At 34.1% G+C, this 18,563-nt stretch carries 17 protein-coding genes, 1 tRNA gene and 1 other annotated feature; all 18 genes read left to right on the plus strand.

The genetic code is table 11. The annotated features are described in order from the left end of the window. The first annotated feature begins 119 nt into the window (after nt 1–119). Complete coding sequence (locus KVH43_RS06275; RefSeq protein WP_218283975.1) at nt 120–1,775, plus strand: glutamine--tRNA ligase/YqeY domain fusion protein; 1,656 nt, start codon at nt 120–122, stop codon at nt 1,773–1,775. 151 nt (nt 1,776–1,926) lie between these two features. Further along, complete coding sequence (locus KVH43_RS06280; protein ID WP_255547827.1) at nt 1,927–2,352, plus strand: Mini-ribonuclease 3; 426 nt, start codon at nt 1,927–1,929, stop codon at nt 2,350–2,352. A 13-nt stretch (nt 2,353–2,365) separates the two neighbouring features. After that, complete coding sequence (locus KVH43_RS06285) at nt 2,366–2,740, plus strand: hypothetical protein (RefSeq protein ID WP_218283976.1); 375 nt, start codon at nt 2,366–2,368, stop codon at nt 2,738–2,740. Between the two features lie 11 nt (nt 2,741–2,751). Further along, nucleotides 2,752–3,525: an FAD-dependent thymidylate synthase gene (gene thyX, locus KVH43_RS06290; protein ID WP_218283977.1), complete on the plus strand. Its 774-nt coding sequence runs from the start codon at nt 2,752–2,754 to the stop codon at nt 3,523–3,525. A gap of 42 nt (nt 3,526–3,567) precedes the next feature. Further along, on the plus strand, nt 3,568–4,311 hold the full coding sequence (gene rlmB / locus KVH43_RS06295; protein ID WP_218283978.1) for a 23S rRNA (guanosine(2251)-2'-O)-methyltransferase RlmB: 744 nt from the start codon (nt 3,568–3,570) through the stop codon (nt 4,309–4,311). Between the two features lie 7 nt (nt 4,312–4,318). Next, complete coding sequence (locus tag KVH43_RS06300) at nt 4,319–4,834, plus strand: NYN domain-containing protein (RefSeq protein ID WP_218283979.1); 516 nt, start codon at nt 4,319–4,321, stop codon at nt 4,832–4,834. A 120-nt stretch (nt 4,835–4,954) separates the two neighbouring features. Further along, nucleotides 4,955–5,608 carry an RNA polymerase sporulation sigma factor SigH gene (gene sigH / locus KVH43_RS06305; RefSeq protein ID WP_218283980.1) on the plus strand — a complete coding sequence of 218 codons (654 nt, stop codon included), beginning with the start codon at nt 4,955–4,957 and terminating at the stop codon, nt 5,606–5,608. Between the two features lie 74 nt (nt 5,609–5,682). After that, nucleotides 5,683–5,759, plus strand: a tRNA-Thr gene (locus KVH43_RS06310). Nucleotides 5,760–5,848: 89 nt separating this feature from the next. Next, entirely contained in the window at nt 5,849–7,042 is a 1,194-nt protein-coding gene (tuf, locus tag KVH43_RS06315) for an elongation factor Tu (protein WP_218283981.1), read from the plus strand. A 309-nt stretch (nt 7,043–7,351) separates the two neighbouring features. Then, nucleotides 7,352–7,501, plus strand: coding sequence for a 50S ribosomal protein L33 (gene rpmG, locus KVH43_RS06320; RefSeq protein WP_218283982.1), 150 nt, complete (start codon nt 7,352–7,354; stop codon nt 7,499–7,501). Nucleotides 7,502–7,553: 52 nt separating this feature from the next. Further along, nucleotides 7,554–7,772 (plus strand): preprotein translocase subunit SecE, encoded by a 219-nt coding sequence (gene secE, locus KVH43_RS06325; RefSeq protein ID WP_218283983.1) that lies wholly within the window; start codon nt 7,554–7,556, stop codon nt 7,770–7,772. Nucleotides 7,773–7,784: 12 nt separating this feature from the next. Then, entirely contained in the window at nt 7,785–8,303 is a 519-nt protein-coding gene (gene nusG, locus KVH43_RS06330; protein ID WP_218283984.1) for a transcription termination/antitermination protein NusG, read from the plus strand. A gap of 83 nt (nt 8,304–8,386) precedes the next feature. Next, complete coding sequence (gene rplK / locus KVH43_RS06335) at nt 8,387–8,812, plus strand: 50S ribosomal protein L11 (protein ID WP_218283985.1); 426 nt, start codon at nt 8,387–8,389, stop codon at nt 8,810–8,812. A gap of 60 nt (nt 8,813–8,872) precedes the next feature. Continuing rightward, entirely contained in the window at nt 8,873–9,571 is a 699-nt protein-coding gene (rplA, locus tag KVH43_RS06340; RefSeq protein WP_218283986.1) for a 50S ribosomal protein L1, read from the plus strand. 60 nt (nt 9,572–9,631) lie between these two features. After that, nucleotides 9,632–9,766, plus strand: a sequence feature (ribosomal protein L10 leader region). Between the two features lie 49 nt (nt 9,767–9,815). Then, complete coding sequence (gene rplJ, locus KVH43_RS06345; RefSeq protein ID WP_218283987.1) at nt 9,816–10,313, plus strand: 50S ribosomal protein L10; 498 nt, start codon at nt 9,816–9,818, stop codon at nt 10,311–10,313. A gap of 30 nt (nt 10,314–10,343) precedes the next feature. Further along, nucleotides 10,344–10,706 carry a 50S ribosomal protein L7/L12 gene (gene rplL, locus KVH43_RS06350; protein ID WP_218283988.1) on the plus strand — a complete coding sequence of 121 codons (363 nt, stop codon included), beginning with the start codon at nt 10,344–10,346 and terminating at the stop codon, nt 10,704–10,706. A 546-nt stretch (nt 10,707–11,252) separates the two neighbouring features. Further along, complete coding sequence (rpoB, locus tag KVH43_RS06355; protein ID WP_218283989.1) at nt 11,253–14,996, plus strand: DNA-directed RNA polymerase subunit beta; 3,744 nt, start codon at nt 11,253–11,255, stop codon at nt 14,994–14,996. A 47-nt stretch (nt 14,997–15,043) separates the two neighbouring features. Continuing rightward, on the plus strand, nt 15,044–18,532 hold the full coding sequence (gene rpoC / locus KVH43_RS06360; protein WP_218283990.1) for a DNA-directed RNA polymerase subunit beta': 3,489 nt from the start codon (nt 15,044–15,046) through the stop codon (nt 18,530–18,532). Nucleotides 18,533–18,563 lie beyond the last annotated feature (31 nt).

The raw sequence follows: 18,563 nt of genomic DNA on the forward strand, positions 1-18,563 counted from the left end.
TTAACTGAATCGGCTATTTTCCGTTGAAACTTTTTGATATATTTATATGAATGCGTTATAATTATATTCAAAATACAAATAATTTTAATAAAGCAATGAAGGAGAAAGGTCGTGTATGCATGGAGAATAAAATATCATCAAATTTTATAAGAAATATTATTATAGATGATTTAGAATCAGGAAAACACAAGGAAATTGTTACTCGTTTCCCACCAGAGCCAAATGGATATTTACATATTGGACATGCTAAAGCTATTTTTGTAGATTTTGAATTAGCAGATGAATTTGGTGGTAGAACAAACTTGCGTTTTGACGATACGAACCCAATAAAAGAAGATACAGAATATGTAGAAGCGATCAAGGAAGATATTAAGTGGCTAGGTTATCAATGGGATGGGCTATATTTTGCATCTGATTATTTTGAAGAAATGTATAATAGAGCAGTATTGTTAATAAAAAAAGGAAAAGCTTATGTATGTGATTTGTCTGCAGAAGAGATAAGAGCATATCGTGGAACCTTGAAAGAACCAGGGAAACCAAGCCCTTATAGAGAAAGAAGTGTAGAAGAAAATTTAGACTTATTTGAGCGCATGAAAAATGGTGAATTTAAAGATGGTGAGAAGGTATTAAGAGCTAAAATAGATATGGCATCACCTAATATGAATATGCGAGACCCAGTAATATACCGTATATCTCATACTACTCATCATAATACAGGAGACAAATGGTGTATTTATCCTATGTATGATTTTGCACATCCATTAGAGGATGCAATTGAGGGGATTACGCATTCGTTATGTTCTTTAGAATTTGAAGATCATCGTCCGTTGTATGATTGGTTTGTTAGAGAATGTGAAATGGAGCATGTTCCTCGTCAAATTGAATTTGCAAGACTAAACTTAACAAATACGGTGATGAGTAAAAGAAAATTAAAGCAATTAGTAGATGAAAATTATGTTGATGGATGGGACGACCCACGCATGCCGACACTTGCAGGATTGAGAAGAAGAGGGTATACACCAGAAGCTATTCGCAACTTTATTAAAGAAACAGGTATTGCAAAAAGCAATAGTGTAATAGATTCTATGATGCTTGAACATTTTATCAGAGAAGATTTAAAATTAAAAGCACCGAGAACAATGGGAGTTTTAAGACCGTTAAAGGTAGTTATTACAAATTATCCTGAAGACCAAGTAGAAATGCTTGATGCTGAAATCAATCCTGAAAATCCTGAAATGGGAATAAGACAAATTCCATTTTCAAGAGAAATTTATATTGAACAAGAGGATTTTATGGAAAATCCGCCAAAAAAATATCACCGATTATACCCTGGTAATGAAGTAAGATTAAAGCATGCATATTTTATTAAATGTAATGATGTTATTAAAGATAAAAATGGAAATATATTAGAAATTCATTGTACATATGATAAAGAAACAAAAAGTGGAACAGGATTTACAGGAAGAAAGGTAAAGGGAACTATTCATTGGGTAGATGCAAAAAATGCAGTACCAGCAGAATTTAGACTATATGAGCCTTTGATTTTAGATGAAGAACAAAAGGAAGATAAAACTTTCTTAGAATGTGTAAATCCAAATTCGTTAGAAATACTACAAGGCTTTATTGAGCCAAATATGAAAGATGTAAAACCTCAAGATAAGTTTCAGTTCTTCAGACATGGATACTTTAATGTAGATCCAAAATATACAACAGAAGAAAAGATAGTATTTAATAGAATTGTATCGCTAAAAAGCTCTTTTAAATTAAAGAAATAGCTAGAAAATGTCGTTAGTCTTAAAATGATAAAGATTGACGACATTGCTCTTTTCTGCATGAAACTGCTTTTATGTTTGGGAAAATTATAGTATGATGGAATAAGACTATAATAATGGAGAATATAAAAATACAAATAAGGTAGGGTTTTTGATGGATAAAAATTTTGTTGAATTTATGCACTTGGAGAAAAAAAGTGAAGAAGAAATTAGATTTATATCACCTTTGGTGCTTGCTTATATTGGAGATGCTGTTTATGAAGTTTATATTAGAGAATATATTCTTCACAGATATGGAGGAAATGTAAATAAACTCCATAAAATTGCTACAAGATTTGTAAAAGCAGGAGCACAAGCAAAGGCTGTACATGGTTTGGAAAAAGAGCTACCAGAAAAGGAATGGAATATAATTAAAAGAGGAAGAAATCAAAAATCAGGAACTGTTCCAAAGAATGCAGAGCTTGTAGATTACAAATATGCTACAGGTTTTGAAGCGTTGATTGGATATTTATATTTATTAGGAGATACAGGGAGAATAAAAGAAATTGTTAAAAGAGCTATACAAATAATAGAAGAATAGGTGGATGAAAATTATGAACAAAAGAGAAAAAAGAATGATTTGGATAATACTTATATTGCTAGCGGTATTGACTTGTAAATCATTAATCTTTGATCAGGTAAAGGTTAAAGGGGAGGCTTTGCTTTTCAAGCAATTTGTAGAGAAGACGGTTCAGAAAGAGGAAAGATATAATAATTTTTTGGAGAAAATAGGAATAGCGAGCAAAAAAATAGTTGATATAAAAAAAGTTCACAATGATGGAAGTTCTCGTATTCTTGTTTATTTTGGAGAAAAAGCAAAGGAAATAAAGATTTCTGGAGCTTATCGTGCAACAGTAAGAGGATATATTTTTCATGTTATTCCTTATAAGGAGTTTAAATTAGAAAGTAAATGGGAAGAAGAAAAATAGGAGGAAAATATATGAAAGTAGAATTAATTCAATATACACCACAGCCTGAGAGAGTAGTAGCTGCTGCTGCAAAGCTTTGCTATTCAAGAGTAGGCGTAGATGAAATAATGGAAAATTTGACAGATGAAAAAATAGATAGCTTTTTAAATATGTTAATGGATTTAGGACACGAATCTCCTATAGAGCATATAAGCTTTACATTTGCAGTAGAAGGGGTTAGTAGAGTTCTTACCCATCAGTTAGTAAGACATAGAATAGCTAGTTATTCACAACAATCTCAAAGATATGTAAAGCTTGATCAGTTTGAATATATTATTCCACCTAGTATCGAAGCTATTCCTGAAGCAAGGGAAAAGTTTATACAAGCTATGGAAGATGATCAAAAAAAATATAATGAGTTAGTAGAGATTTTACAAAAGAAGCATTATGATAGATTGCTTGAGGAAGGAAAAAGTGAAAGCTTTGCAAGAAGAATGTCTGAAAAAATGGCGATTGAAGATAGCAGATATGTGTTTCCTAATGCATGTGAGACAAAAATTGTATTTACTATGAATGCAAGAACATTGTTGAATTTTTTTCATCATAGGTGTTGTCAAAGAGCTCAGTGGGAGATTAGAGAAATGGCTACAAAAATGTTAAAGCTAGTAAAGGAAGTGGCTCCTGCTATATTCAAAAATGCAGGACCAAGCTGTATTTCTGGTTCATGTCCAGAAGGAAATATGACTTGTGGAAAAATCGATGAAGTAAGAAAAGCTTTTTTACAACCGATTACCCATAAAATATAAATAAATGGGAAATATAAAGAAAAATGATAAAGAGGTGCAAATATGAATTCGGATAAGATTGAAGGAAGAAATCCAGTAATAGAAGCTCTAAGAGCAGATAGAGCAATAGATAAGATTATGATTGCAAATGGAGCGGAAGGTTCCGTCAAAAAGATTATCGGTATGGCAAAAGATAAAAACATACCTATTCAATACGTAAAAAAGCAAAAGCTTAATGAGATTTCTGTATCTCATGCTCATCAGGGTGTGATTGCTTTTGTAGCAGCTCATACATATGTAGAAGTTGAGGATATATTGAAAAAAGCTGAAGAAAAAAATGAAGATCCATTTATTATTATATTAGATGAAATTACAGATCCTCATAATTTAGGGTCTATTATGAGAACTGCTGATGCTTGTGGGGCTCATGGTGTGATTATTCCCAAAAGAAGGTCTGTAGGGCTTACGGGGATAGTTGCGAAGACTTCTGCTGGTGCTATAGAGTATGTTCCTGTTGCGAAGGTATCTAACATTGTGAGAACTATAGATTTTCTAAAATCACAAGGACTATGGGTAGTTGGAGCAGATATGACAGGAGAGAAGAAGCATTATGAAGAAAATCTAAAAGGAAAAATTGCATTAGTAATTGGAAGTGAAGGTAAAGGGATAGGAAGATTGGTAAAAGAAAAATGTGATTTTTTAGTAAATATTCCTATGAAAGGGGAAGTCAGCTCTTTGAATGCATCGGTAGCAGCAGCTGTTCTTATGTATGAAGTGGTTCGTCAAAGAGAGGAAAGAATAGGGTGATTGGATTTTGAATCAATTTTTATTGGTAGATGGATATAATGTAATAAATGCTTGGCCTCATTTAAAGGAAGTAGGAAAGGTGAATTTAGAGGAAGCAAGAGATGCGCTTGTTCAAGAGTTGGTGGATTATAAGCATTATACAGGATATTCTGTTATTGTTGTATTTGATGCTCATTATGTAAAGGGAAGTGATGTAAAACGCTTTTTTACAAAGGGAGTAGAGGTAGTATTTACAAAAGAACATCAGACAGCGGATTCTTATATAGAAAAAAAGGTAGAAGAACTTATGAAAGACAGAAAAAATTCTGTGATGGTTGCTACATCAGATTGGGCAGAGCAGCAGGTTGTATTGGGTAGCGGTGCTATAAGAATTTCTGCAAGGGAATTAAAAATTGAATTAGATAAAATAATAAAAAAAATCCATAAAAAAGCAGCAGCTTCTAAACAAATACGTTCCACTATTGAAGATCGAATAGGCAAGGATATTGTCGAAAAGCTTGAAAAATGGCGCAGAAATCAATGATTTTCTTGACTAGACGATAAAAGTTAAGTTATAATAAATATACGATTTTGTGCTTTTGTAAGTAGGGGTAGGTTATACATAAAAATTGGGTAGCACAAAACAAAAAAAGTGCTGGAGGAGATGTTGGTGGCAATCGGTAATGAACGAGAGGAAGTTGCTGAAAAAACTGAATTAAGAGTTGATGAAGATGTTGTTGAGGATGCTAGACAAGGTAATTCTAAAGCACAGGAATATCTTATTAAAAAATATAAAAATTTTGTTAGAGCAAAAGCAAGATCTTATTTTTTGATTGGAGCAGATCGGGAAGATATTATTCAAGAGGGGATGATAGGTCTTTTTAAGGCTATTCGTGATTTTAAACCGGACAAGCGATCCTCCTTTAGAGCTTTTGCTGAAATATGTATTACAAGACAGATTATTACAGCGATTAAAACAGCTACAAGACAAAAGCATATTCCTCTAAATTCATATGTTTCTTTGAACAAGCCAATATATGATGAAGAATCAGATAGAACATTACTAGATGTTATATCTGGAGCGAAGATTTCTGATCCTGAAGAATTAATTATATCAAGGGAAGAACTTGCACATATTGAATCGAAGATAGGAGAAATATTGAGTGATTTGGAATGGACTGTACTTATGTCGTATCTTCAGGGGAAATCTTATCAGGAAATGGCTGCTGAACTGGACAGACACGTAAAATCTATTGACAATGCACTTCAACGTGTAAAAAGAAAGCTAGAAAGGTATTTAGAGGTAAGGGGAAGTTAAGTGTTGTAAAAAAATATCAAAGCAAAAACCATTGACTTTAAATTTGATTCGTAGTAAAATAAGTGATGGTGAGTGCCCATGTGGCTCAGGTGGTTAGAGCGTCGCCTTGGTAAGGCGGAGGTCGGCGGTTCGAATCCGCTCGTGGGCTCCATGTTAGGTTTTAATACATAGATACACCCGGATGAGTTTACTTGAAAAATCATCATTATAGAAATCATATATAAAAAGGAGGAGAAACAAATGGCAAAAGCTAAATTTGAGAGAAATAAGCCACATGTTAACATTGGAACAATCGGTCACGTTGACCACGGTAAAACAACATTAACAGCAGCGATTACAATGACATTAAACAAAAGATTTGGAACTGGAGAAGCAGTAGCATTCGAAAATATCGATAAAGCTCCAGAAGAAAGAGAAAGAGGAATCACAATTTCAACAGCACACGTTGAGTATGAAACACCAAACAGACACTACGCACACGTTGACTGTCCAGGACATGCTGACTACGTTAAAAACATGATTACAGGAGCAGCACAAATGGACGGAGCGATCCTAGTAGTTGCAGCAACAGATGGTCCAATGCCTCAAACAAGAGAGCATATCTTACTATCAAGACAAGTAGGTGTACCATACATCGTAGTATTCTTAAACAAATGTGATATGGTAGACGATGAAGAATTATTAGACTTAGTAGAAATGGAAGTAAGAGAATTATTAAACGAATATGAATTCCCAGGAGATGATACACCAATCGTTAGAGGATCAGCATTAGAAGCATTAAACGATCCAGATGGACCATGGGGAGATAAAATCGTAGAATTATTTGAAGCAATCGATGAGTACATTCCTGAGCCACAAAGAGATACAGACAAGCCATTCATCATGCCAGTAGAGGACGTATTCTCAATCACAGGAAGAGGAACAGTAGCAACAGGAAGAGTAGAAAGAGGAATCCTAAAAGTACAAGATGAAGTAGAAATCGTAGGATTATCAGAAGAGCCAAGAAAAGTAGTAGTAACAGGAGTAGAAATGTTTAGAAAGCTACTAGATCAAGCACAAGCAGGAGATAACATCGGAGCACTTCTAAGAGGTGTGCAAAGAGATGAAATCGAAAGAGGACAAGTATTAGCAAAGCCAGGAACAATCAATCCACATACAAAATTCAAAGCTGAAGTTTACGTATTAAAGAAAGAAGAAGGTGGAAGACATACACCATTCTTTAAAGGATACAGACCACAGTTCTACTTCAGAACAACAGATATCACAGGATCAATCGAGTTACCAGAAGGCGTAGAAATGTGTATGCCAGGAGATAACGTAACAATGGAAATTGAGCTAATCAGCCCAATCGCTATTGAAGAAGGATTAAGATTTGCTATCCGTGAGGGTGGTAGAACAGTTGGAGCAGGTGTTGTTGCTCAAATTATTGAATAATTAAAGGTTGGTAAAAAGGACTAGGTTTGAAACCCAAGCCTAGTCCTTTTGAATAAAATTGCAATAAAAATCAACATTATGGCTATACTAAAAAATAACAAATAAATACAGAGAAAAAAGCACTAAAGCACAAGTGTTTTTTTCTGTGTGCTTATAAAGGCAATTTATTGCATTAAGCAATCAGCAAAAACTATGTTGACACAGATGAAAAATTGTGATAGCTTTATTAAGTAATGGTATTATAATGAGATATTTGTGTCGAATTGCAAGATAGTTCATATAAGGGTTAGTATCCTAGGAGGTGTAAGCATGAGAGTAAAAGTAACTTTAGCATGTACAGAATGCAAACAAAGAAATTATCATACTATGAAGAATAAAAAGAACAATCCAGACAGATTAGAAATGAAAAAATACTGCAAATTCTGTAAAACTCACACAACTCACAAAGAAACAAAATAATCCTTTATAGTATTTATGTTTTGTACAATTAACATATAAGGATGTGAATAGTATGGCAGTACAAACAAATACAAATAAATTAGGCAAATCACAAAATGTAGGTAAATACTTCAAAAATGTTAAAGCAGAACTTAAAAAAGTAATTTGGCCAAATAAAAAAGACTTAATTTCGTATACTACAGTAGTAGTAGTAACTTGTGCGATTACAGCAGCTGGAATTTGGCTAGTAGATACAGCTTTAGGGAAAGCTCTTCAGCAAATTATTAAATAGTGAGGGAGAAATATGTCTGAAAAGCCAAAATGGTATGTAGTTCACACCTATTCTGGACATGAAAACAAAGTAAAGGCAAATATTGAAAAGCTTGTTGAGAATAGAGGTATGGAAGATATTATTAGTGAAATTGTTGTACCTACAGAAGAGAAAATAGAAGTTAAAAATGGGAAGAAAAAATCAAAACAGAAGAAAATTTTCCCTGGCTATGTGCTTATTAAGATGATTATGAATGATGAGTCTTGGTATGTAGTAAGGAATACAAGAGGTGTTACAGGTTTCGTAGGTCCAGGGTCTAAGCCGATTCCTTTGAGTGATGAAGAAGTGAAGAAAATGGGAATTGAAGAACCAGTTGCAGAAATCGATGTTGTTGTAGGAGATACAGTAAAAGTTATATCCGGTCCATTTGAAAGTTTTATTGGCGTTGTCAAAGGAATCAACCTAGAAAGACAGATATTGAAGGTGCTTATTTCAATGTTTGGAAGAGAAACACCTGTAGAACTTGATTTTGCACAAGTAGAAAAATTATAATTTGCTTTAAAAAAGCTTATATGCTTTTTAACATAAAAATCTTATATGCAGATTAGCTGTATGAAAAATGAGGAGGTGTACTAATGGCAAAAAAAGTTACAGGAATGATTAAACTACAAATCCCTGCAGGAAAAGCTACTCCAGCACCACCAGTAGGACCAGCACTTGGACAACATGGTGTGAATATTATGCAATTTTGTAAGGAGTTTAATGCAAAAACTGCAGATCAAGCTGGTTTGGTTATACCAGTAGTTATTACAGTTTATCAAGATAGATCATTTACATTTATCACTAAAACACCACCAGCAGCTGTACTATTAAAAAAGGCAGCAGGTCTTGAGAGTGCTTCTGGTGAGCCAAATAGAAACAAGGTTGCAACAATATCAATAGACAAAGTAAAAGAAATTGCTGAATTAAAAATGCCTGATTTAAATGCTGGTAGCTTAGAAGCTGCTATGAGTATGATCAAAGGTACTGCTAGAAGTATGGGTATTGTCGTAGAAGAATAATATCCAGTTTAGTGGGAGGTATACTCAAAAAACCGTTAAAACCACAAAGGAGGTAAAAACATGCCAAAAAGAGGTAAAAGATATCAAGAAAGTGCAAAATTAATAGATAGAACAGCTCAATATGGAACAGAAGAAGCATTAAAGTTAGTAGTAGATGCTGCAAAAGCTAAATTTGATGAGACTGTTGAAGCACACATTAAGCTTGGAGTTGACTCAAGACATGCAGATCAACAAGTTAGAGGTGCGATTGTATTACCACATGGTACAGGTAAAACAAGAAAAGTATTAGTTTTTGCAAAAGGTGAAAAGGTTAAAGAAGCTGAAAATGCTGGTGCAGATTATGTCGGAGCAGAAGACATGGTTCAAAAAATTCAAAAAGAAAACTGGTTTGACTTCGATGTAGTAGTAGCTACACCAGACATGATGGGTCTTGTAGGAAGACTTGGTAGAGTATTAGGACCAAAAGGCTTAATGCCAAACCCTAAATCAGGAACTGTTACTTTCGAAGTAGAAAAGGCAGTAAAAGAAATCAAAGCAGGAAAAGTAGAATATAGATTAGATAAAACAAATATTATTCACGTACCAATTGGAAAGGTATCTTTTGGTGCAGAAAAATTAATTGAAAACTTCAAAACATTAATGGATGCAATAATTAAAGCAAAGCCAGCGGCTGCAAAAGGACAATACTTAAAAAGTATTACTGTAACAAGTACAATGGGTCCTGGTGTAAAAGTTAATCCAACAAAAGTAATGGATTAATTTTCTAAGAAAAAGTCATTGACATGAACTCCATGCAATGATATAATCCATTATGTTGCAAATAAAAATGAATACAAACCGTAGACAGTAGGTACCATATGGTTTAAATAAGCCTACCGAGGTAATTCGATATAGATTCGAAAGAATTTTAGAACCTCTCTATGTCTACGGTAGAGAGGTTCTGTTATTTATATAACAGAACGGTTTTAGCAATTTTAAAATTGCAGAGGAGGTGGACACCAAGATGTCAAGCAACTTAGAGATCAAAAAGCAGATTGTAGAAGAGATCAAAGGAAAGTTTTCTAAAGCACAATCAGCAGTAGTTGTAGATTACAGAGGATTAACTGTAGAAGAAGCAACTGAGTTGAGAAAAAAAATGAGAGAAGCTGGTGTAGAATATAAAGTATACAAAAATACTTTAATGAGATTGGCTGTAAAGGATACTGATTTTGAATCTTTAACAGCAAATTTAACAGGACCAAATGCTGTTGCTTTTGGATATGAAGACCCTGTAACTCCAGCAAAGATCTTAAATGATTTTGCAAAAGATCATAAAGCTTTAGAATTAAAAGCAGGTGTCGTTGAAGGACAATATTATGATGTTGATACAATCAAAGAAATCGCAGAAATTCCTTCAAGAGAGGTATTACTTGCAAAACTTCTTGGAAGTATCAAGTCGCCATTATCAAATCTTGCTTACTTACTTCAAGCTATTGCAGATAAAAATGGCGCAGAAGCATAATTAATGAAAAATTTTCGGAGGTGTAGTAAAATGACAAAAGAGCAAATTATTGAAGCTATAAAAGGTATGACTGTACTTGAGTTAAATGAATTAGTAAAAGCATGTGAAGAAGAATTTGGAGTATCTGCAGCAGCACCAGTTGCTGTTATGGGTGGAGCAGCAGCACCAGCAGCTGAAGAGAAGAATGAATTTGATGTAATTTTAACAAGCGCTGGAAGCCAAAAAATTAAAGTAATCAAGGCTGTAAGAGAGATTACAGGTCTTGGATTAAAAGAAGCAAAAGAATTAGTTGATGGAGCTCCTAAAACATTAAAAGAAGGAGTTGCTAAAGAAGAAGCAGAAACAATGAAAGCAAAACTTGAAGAAGTTGGAGCTGGCGTAGAGCTTAAGTAATCAAATAAAATAAAAAGGCACTCTGGAGAAATCCAGAGTACCTTTTTATAATGCATTAGAAAATAATACCTTCAAAAAGGAAAAATAAAAAAGTCAACCTTGAAATTTTTTCGAAGGAAGACTTTTTTATTTTTAAGGAAATGATTCAAGAACAATGAATAAAAACAAATGAATAAATCAATTATAACATAAAATTGAGGGCTTGACAACAGATAAAGATTATGATAGCATTATATACTGCCATAGGAGGCGAAAACTCGCATTAAATTGTATAAAACCTATCAATAATGGCAATATTATGAATTATGAGAAGAATAGTATTTATGTCTTTGACTTCCAACTTTTACATTTAAAAGTTGTTAATATAGATAAAAATTTGAACAAAAGACCTCCTTTCACATCTAACAATACAACTATAAATTTTTTTGTGTGTGAATATTTGGGGTTTTTTATGATACATAGGAAACTATAACCTTATGTATTTCAAAAAAGTCAATCTTAATATTTAAGGAAGACTTTTTTATACTACTACAAGGGGTGAAAATTATGCCACATCCTATTAAGGCCGGAAAAAGAACGAGAATGAGTTATTCAAGTATTGAAGAAGTTGCACAGATGCCAAATCTTATTGAAATCCAGCGAAAATCTTATGAATGGTTTTTGCGAGAAGGGTTAAGAGAAGTCTTTGAAGATATTTCTCCAATTCAAGATTATACTGGCAATTTGATTTTAGAATTTATTGATTATTCCTTAGATGGAGAACCTAAATATGAAATAGAAGAGTGCAAGGAAAGAGATGTTACATATGCTGCACCGCTTAAGGTGAAGGTTAGACTCATTAATAAGGAAACTGGAGAAGTGAAGGAACAGGAAGTATTTATGGGAGATTTCCCACTTATGACAGACAAAGGGACCTTTATTATTAATGGAGCTGAAAGAGTTATTGTAACACAGCTTGTAAGATCTCCAGGGCCATATTATGCTGTTCAGTTAGATAGAACAGGGAAAAAGCTATTTTCAACGACGGTTATTCCAAACCGTGGTGCATGGCTAGAATATGAAACAGATTCAAATGATATTATATCTGTAAGGGTTGATAGAACAAGAAAGCAACCTATGACAGTATTGCTTCGTGCAATGGGATTTGGTACAGATGCAGAAATCATCAACCTTTTAGGTGAAGATGAAAGATTAATGCATACCTTAGATAAGGATAATACGAAATCTCAAGAAGAAGGATTATTAGAAATCTATAAGAAGCTTAGACCTGGTGAACCACCAACTGTTGAAAGTGCAAAGTCATTAATTGATTCATTATTTTTTGATCCAAAGCGTTATGATCTAGCAAAGGTAGGACGTTATAAATATAATAAAAAGCTATGCATTTCAAATAGAATAGCAGGTCATATAGCTGCAGAGAATATTGTAAATCCATATACAGGTGAGATTTATATAGAGGAAGGCCAAAAAATTAGCAGGGATATGGCCAAAGCAATAGAGAATGCAGGTATTAAAGCGATAAATATTATCGATGAAGAAGGAAAAACTGTAAAAGTAATAGGAAATCATTTTGTAGACATTAAGGAACATATACCTTTTAGTATAGATGATTTGAATATAGAAGAGAAAGTTCATTTCCCTGTACTAAAAGAGATATTAGATACTTATACAGATGAAAATGAAATAAAAGAAGCATTGAAAGAGAGAAGAAAAGATTTATCGCCTAAAAATATTATTATTGATGACATCATTGCTTCTATAAGCTATATATTAAATCTTGCACATGGTATAGGTGAAGTAGATGATATTGATCATTTAGGAAATAGAAGACTGCGCTCAGTAGGAGAGCTTTTACAAAATCAATTTAGAATTGGTCTTTCAAGAATGGAAAGAGTTGTAAAAGAAAGAATGACCATTCAAGATATTGATGTAATTACACCGCAGGCGTTAATTAATATTAGACCAGTAGCAGCTGCTATAAAAGAATTTTTTGGAAGCAGTCAGCTATCGCAATTTATGGATCAAACTAATCCATTAGCAGAGCTTACGCATAAGAGAAGATTATCTGCATTAGGTCCTGGAGGGCTTTCGCGTGAAAGAGCAGGCTTTGAAGTTCGTGACGTTCATCATTCTCACTATGGACGTATGTGCCCTATAGAAACTCCAGAGGGACCGAATATCGGTTTGATTGGTTCACTGACTACATATGGTAGAATCAATGAATACGGATTTATTGAAGCGCCTTATAGAAAGGTAGATAAGGAAAGAGGCGTTGTAACAGAAGAAATTCATTATTTAACAGCAGATGAAGAAGATCCAGTAATTATTGCTCAAGCTAATGAGCCGTTAGATGAAGAAGGAAGATTTATAAATCGCAGAGTTACTGCAAGATGCAAAAATGGAGATATAGATGTTGTACCAAGAGAAGAAGTAGACTATATGGACGTAACTCCAAAGCAAATGGTTTCTGTTGCAACAGCGATGATTCCGTTCTTAGAAAATGATGATGCAAACCGTGCATTGATGGGATCAAACATGCAGCGTCAGGCTGTGCCTCTTGTAAAGCCGGATGCACCAATTATAGGAACAGGTATGGAATATATTGCAGCAAGAGATTCTGGAGTAGTACTTCTTGCAAAAAATTCAGGTGTTATTGAAAGAGTTTCAGCTGATGAGATTGTAATAAAAAGAGATTCGGACGGTGGTCGTGATCGATATAAACTTCTTAAATTCAAGCGTTCTAATCAAGGAACTTGTATTAATCAAAGACCGATCGTAAACAAAGGAGAGCATGTAGAAAAGGGAGAAGCTATTGCAGATGGTCCTTCCACAGATAAAGGAGAAATTGCATTAGGAAGAAACTTGCTTATAGGCTTTATGACGTGGGAAGGATATAATTATGAAGATGCGATTCTTTTAAATGAAAGATTAGTTATGGAGGATGCATTATCTTCTATTCATATAGAAGAATATGAATCCGAAGCAAGGGATACAAAGCTAGGACCAGAAGAAATTACAAGAGATATTCCAAATGTTGGAGAAGAAGCTTTAAAGGATTTAGATGAAAGAGGAATTATTCGTGTTGGAGCAGAAGTGAAATCAGGAGATATACTAGTTGGTAAGGTTACTCCAAAGGGAGAAACAGAGCTTACAGCAGAAGAAAGACTTCTTCGAGCTATATTTGGAGAAAAAGCTAGGGAAGTTAGAGATACGTCTTTAAGAGTGCCTCACGGAGAGAGTGGAATTATTGTAGATGTAAAAGTATTCACAAGAGAAAATGGTGATGAACTTCCACCAGGAGTGAATGTACTCGTAAGATGTTATATAGCTAAAAAAAGAAAGATTAATGTTGGAGATAAAATGGCAGGACGACATGGAAACAAAGGGGTTATTTCAAGAATATTACCAGAAGAAGATATGCCATTTTTAGAGGATGGAACACCTTTACAAGTTGTTTTAAATCCACTAGGAGTACCATCTCGTATGAACATTGGTCAGGTACTTGAAGTACATCTTGGTTTAGCTGCAAAAAAATTAGGCTGGCATGTTGCAACTCCTGTATTTGATGGAGCAAGAGAAAAAGATATACAAGAAGCTTTAAAACAAGCAGGGTATCCAGAGGATGGTAAGCTTCAGTTGTATGATGGTAGAACAGGTATGCCTTTTGATAATAGAGTAACAGTAGGATATATGTACATGCTAAAGCTGCATCACTTAGTAGATGATAAAATTCATGCTCGTAGTACAGGTCCGTACTCTTTAGTTACTCAACAGCCTTTAGGTGGTAAAGCACAATTTGGAGGACAAAGATTTGGTGAGATGGAAGTTTGGGCATTAGAAGCTTATGGTGCAGCTCACACGCTTCAAGAAATCTTAACGGTTAAATCAGATGATGTAGTTGGACGTGTAAAAGCATATGAAGCTATTGTAAAGGGTGAAAACATTCCAGAGCCAGGTGTTCCAGAATCATTTAAAGTACTGATTAAAGAACTTCAAAGCTTAGCTTTAGATGTAAAAGTTCTTACAGAAGAAGACACAGAAATTGAAATTAAAGAATCTGTAGATGATGATGGAAGTGAACTAGACACAATTCTTGATGGAGAAGCTTATTTAGCACCTGAAGAAAATCAAAATAAAGAAAATGAAGAAAGTGAAGAAGATGAAGAAGATGAAGAAGATGAAGAAGATGAAGAAGAAGAAATGGAAAAAAACCTTGATACATTAGATGATATTGATGAATCCGTATTGGAATATTCAATAGAAGATGATTATGATGATTTTAAATTTTAATAAATCTAAAAGATTACTATAAGCCATAATGAAGGGAGAGAAACTCCTTGTTTGAATTAAACAATTTTGAATCTATAAAAATTGGGCTTGCTTCACCAGAAAAAATTAGAAGCTGGTCAAAGGGAGAAGTTAAAAAACCTGAAACAATAAACTACCGTACATTAAAGCCAGAAAAGGAAGGACTTTTCTGTGAAAAAATATTTGGTCCTACTAAGGACTGGGAATGTCATTGTGGAAAATATAAAAGAGTAAGGTATAAAGGTGTTGTTTGTGATCGATGTGGTGTTGAAGTTACAAAATCAAAGGTAAGACGTGAGAGAATGGGGCACATAGAGCTTGCTGCTCCAGTATCTCATATTTGGTATTTCAAAGGAATACCAAGCAGAATGGGATTACTACTTGATATGTCTCCAAGATCCCTTGAAAAAGTATTATATTTTGCTTCTTATATAGTAACTGACCCAGGAGAAACATCACTAAGCTATAAACAATTATTAAATGAAAACGAGTATAGAGAATATAGAGACAAGTATGGCAATGCATTCAAAGCTTCTATGGGAGCTGAAGCGATTAAAGAAATTCTTGAAAAGATTGATCTTGAAAAATTAGCAAAAGAGTTAAGATTAAAGCTACGAGATAGCTCAGGACAAAAGAGAATAAGAGCTGTTAGAAGATTAGAGGTAGTAGAAGCATTTAGAAAATCTGGGAATAAACCTGAATGGATGATTTTAGATGTTGTACCGGTTATTCCACCAGATTTAAGACCAATGGTGCAACTAGATGGAGGTAGATTTGCTACTTCTGACTTAAATGATTTATATAGAAGAGTAATCAATAGAAATAATCGACTAAAGAGATTGTTAGATCTAGGAGCTCCAGATATTATTGTTAGAAACGAAAAAAGAATGCTTCAAGAGGCAGTAGATGCACTTATTGATAATGGAAGACGTGGAAGACCTGTAACAGGTCCTGGAAATAGACCATTAAAATCATTATCAGATATGTTAAAAGGAAAGCAGGGACGTTTTAGACAAAACTTGCTTGGAAAGCGTGTAGACTATTCTGGACGTTCTGTTATAGTTGTAGGCCCTGAGCTTAAATTTTATCAATGTGGTTTACCAAAGAAAATGGCTTTAGAGCTATTCAAGCCTTTTATTATGAAGCGTCTTGTAAAAGATGGATATGCTCATAACATTAAGAGTGCTAAGAGAATGGTAGAAAGAGTAAAGCCAGAGGTATGGGGTGTATTAGAAGAAGTGATAAAAGAGCATCCAGTTCTTCTAAACCGTGCTCCGACTCTACATAGACTTGGAATTCAAGCCTTTGAACCAATATTAGTTGAAGGAAAGGCTATAAAACTGCATCCTCTTGTTTGTACAGCTTATAATGCAGATTTTGATGGAGATCAAATGGCGGTACACGTACCGCTTTCTGTAGAAGCACAAGCTGAAGCAAGATTCTTAATGCTTTCAGTAAATAATATACTAGCACCAAAAGATGGTTCACCTATTACAACACCTACTCAGGATATGATTCTTGGAAGCTACTACTTAACAATTGAAGAAGAGAATCAACCTGGAGAAGGAATGATTTTTAAAGATTTTGATGAGATGCTTATGGCTTATCAAAATGGAGTAGTAGGTTTACATGCAAGAGTAAAGGTTAGAAGAAAATTAGATAAAGACGATGCAGGAAAGCTTGTTGAAAGTACAGTAGGAAGATTTATATTCAATGAAAAAATTCCTCAGGAACTAGGCTTTGTAGATAGAGAAAATGATCCATATAGTTTGGAGATAGATTTCCTTTGCGATAAGAAAAAGCTTGGAAAAATCATTGATAAATGCTTTAGAAAATATGGAAATACTGTTACAGCAATAATGCTTGATAACATAAAGGAAATGGGATTCCATTACTCTACAATAGGTGCTATTACTATCGGTGTAGCTGATATGGAAATACCAAAAGAGAAGGAAATATTACTTTCAGAAGCAGATGCTATTGTAGATAAGTATGAAAAAGCTTATAGAAGAGGTCTTATTTCCGATGAAGAAAGATATGAAAAGGTAATCAGAACATGGTCGGAGACTACTGAAAAGGTAACAGATGCTCTTATGGCAAACTTAGGTAGACTTAATAATGTATTCATTATGGCTCATTCAGGAGCAAGGGGTAGTAAAAACCAGATACGTCAGCTAGGTGGTATGAGGGGGCTTATGGCCAATGCATCAGGTCATACAGTAGAGCTTCCTATAAAAGCTAACTTCCGTGAAGGTTTATCTGTTCTTGAATATTTTATATCAACACATGGTGCTAGAAAGGGTCTTGCAGATACGGCTCTTCGTACTGCTGACTCAGGATATTTAACAAGAAGACTTGTTGATGTTAGTCAAGATGTGATTATTAGAGAAGATGATTGTGGCACAACAGAGGGTATGTATGTAGAAGCATTTAAAGATGGAAATGAACTTATAGAGTCATTATATGATAGAATAGTTGGTAGATATGCAGTAGAGGATGTACTGCATCCTGAAACAGGAGAAATAATCGTAAAGAAAGGCAGCGAAATTAAAGAAGAGGCTGCAGATAAAATTGTTAAAGCAGGTATAGAAAGAGTAAAAATAAGAACAGTTCTTAATTGTAAAGCAAGACATGGTGTATGTGGTCACTGTTATGGAAGGAACTTAGCAACAGGACAATCTATAGATGTTGGAGAAGCTGTTGGGATTATTGCTGCTCAATCCATTGGAGAACCGGGAACGCAGCTTACAATGCGTACTTTCCATACAGGTGGAGTTGCAGGTAACGATATTACACAAGGTCTTCCAAGGGTAGAAGAATTATTTGAGGCTAGAAAACCAAAAGGACTTGCTATTATTACAGAAATTCCAGGTGTAGTATCTATTAATGAAGCCAAAAAGAATAAAGAAGTAATAGTAACAGATGACGATGGACAGCAAAAGACATATTCAATTCCTTATGGTTCTAGGATAAAAGTAAAGGAAGGTCAAAGAATAAAGGCTGGGGACCCTATAACAGAAGGTTCTATAAATCCTCATGACATATTAAAGATAAAAGGTGTAACAGGTGTTCAAGAATATCTTGTAAAAGAGGTTCAAAGAGTTTATAGACTTCAAGGAGTTGATATTAACGATAAACATATTGAAGTCATTGTAAGACAAATGGTTTCAAAGGTTAAGATAGAAACTGCTGGAGATACAGAATTGCTTCCTGGAGGGCTTTGTAATATTCATGAATTTGAAGAAGTAAATAAAAAAGCAGAGGAAGAAGGATTAACACCTGCAACAGCTAAAAGAGTTCTTTTAGGAATTACAAAAGCATCTTTAGCTACAGAATCCTTCTTATCAGCAGCATCATTCCAAGAAACTACAAGAGTTCTTACAGAAGCTGCAATAAAGGGAAAAGAAGATCATCTGATTGGATTAAAAGAAAATGTAATCATTGGTAAATTGATTCCAGCAGGTACAGGAATGAAAAGATATAAAAGTATTGCTATAGAGCGTAGAGATGCTGAATAATGGTAAAAAATTATGAGTTGACAGCATACAA

Source organism: Crassaminicella indica (assembly GCF_019203185.1).
GTDB lineage: Bacteria > Bacillota > Clostridia > Peptostreptococcales > Thermotaleaceae > Crassaminicella > Crassaminicella indica.

Bases quoted from the DNA above. Each gene is read 5' to 3' on its own strand.
- KVH43_RS06275 (WP_218283975.1), top strand. From the start codon at position 120: ATGGAGAATAAAATATCATCAAATTTTATAAGAAATATTATTATAGAT.
- KVH43_RS06280 (WP_255547827.1), top strand. From the start codon at position 1,927: ATGGATAAAAATTTTGTTGAATTTATGCACTTGGAGAAAAAAAGTGAA.
- KVH43_RS06285 (WP_218283976.1), top strand. From the start codon at position 2,366: ATGAACAAAAGAGAAAAAAGAATGATTTGGATAATACTTATATTGCTA.
- thyX (WP_218283977.1), top strand. From the start codon at position 2,752: ATGAAAGTAGAATTAATTCAATATACACCACAGCCTGAGAGAGTAGTA.
- rlmB (WP_218283978.1), top strand. From the start codon at position 3,568: ATGAATTCGGATAAGATTGAAGGAAGAAATCCAGTAATAGAAGCTCTA.
- sigH (WP_218283980.1), top strand. From the start codon at position 4,955: ATGTTGGTGGCAATCGGTAATGAACGAGAGGAAGTTGCTGAAAAAACT.
- tuf (WP_218283981.1), top strand. From the start codon at position 5,849: ATGGCAAAAGCTAAATTTGAGAGAAATAAGCCACATGTTAACATTGGA.
- rpmG (WP_218283982.1), top strand. From the start codon at position 7,352: ATGAGAGTAAAAGTAACTTTAGCATGTACAGAATGCAAACAAAGAAAT.
- secE (WP_218283983.1), top strand. From the start codon at position 7,554: ATGGCAGTACAAACAAATACAAATAAATTAGGCAAATCACAAAATGTA.
- nusG (WP_218283984.1), top strand. From the start codon at position 7,785: ATGTCTGAAAAGCCAAAATGGTATGTAGTTCACACCTATTCTGGACAT.
- rplK (WP_218283985.1), top strand. From the start codon at position 8,387: ATGGCAAAAAAAGTTACAGGAATGATTAAACTACAAATCCCTGCAGGA.
- rplA (WP_218283986.1), top strand. From the start codon at position 8,873: ATGCCAAAAAGAGGTAAAAGATATCAAGAAAGTGCAAAATTAATAGAT.
- rplJ (WP_218283987.1), top strand. From the start codon at position 9,816: ATGTCAAGCAACTTAGAGATCAAAAAGCAGATTGTAGAAGAGATCAAA.
- rplL (WP_218283988.1), top strand. From the start codon at position 10,344: ATGACAAAAGAGCAAATTATTGAAGCTATAAAAGGTATGACTGTACTT.
- rpoB (WP_218283989.1), top strand. From the start codon at position 11,253: ATGCCACATCCTATTAAGGCCGGAAAAAGAACGAGAATGAGTTATTCA.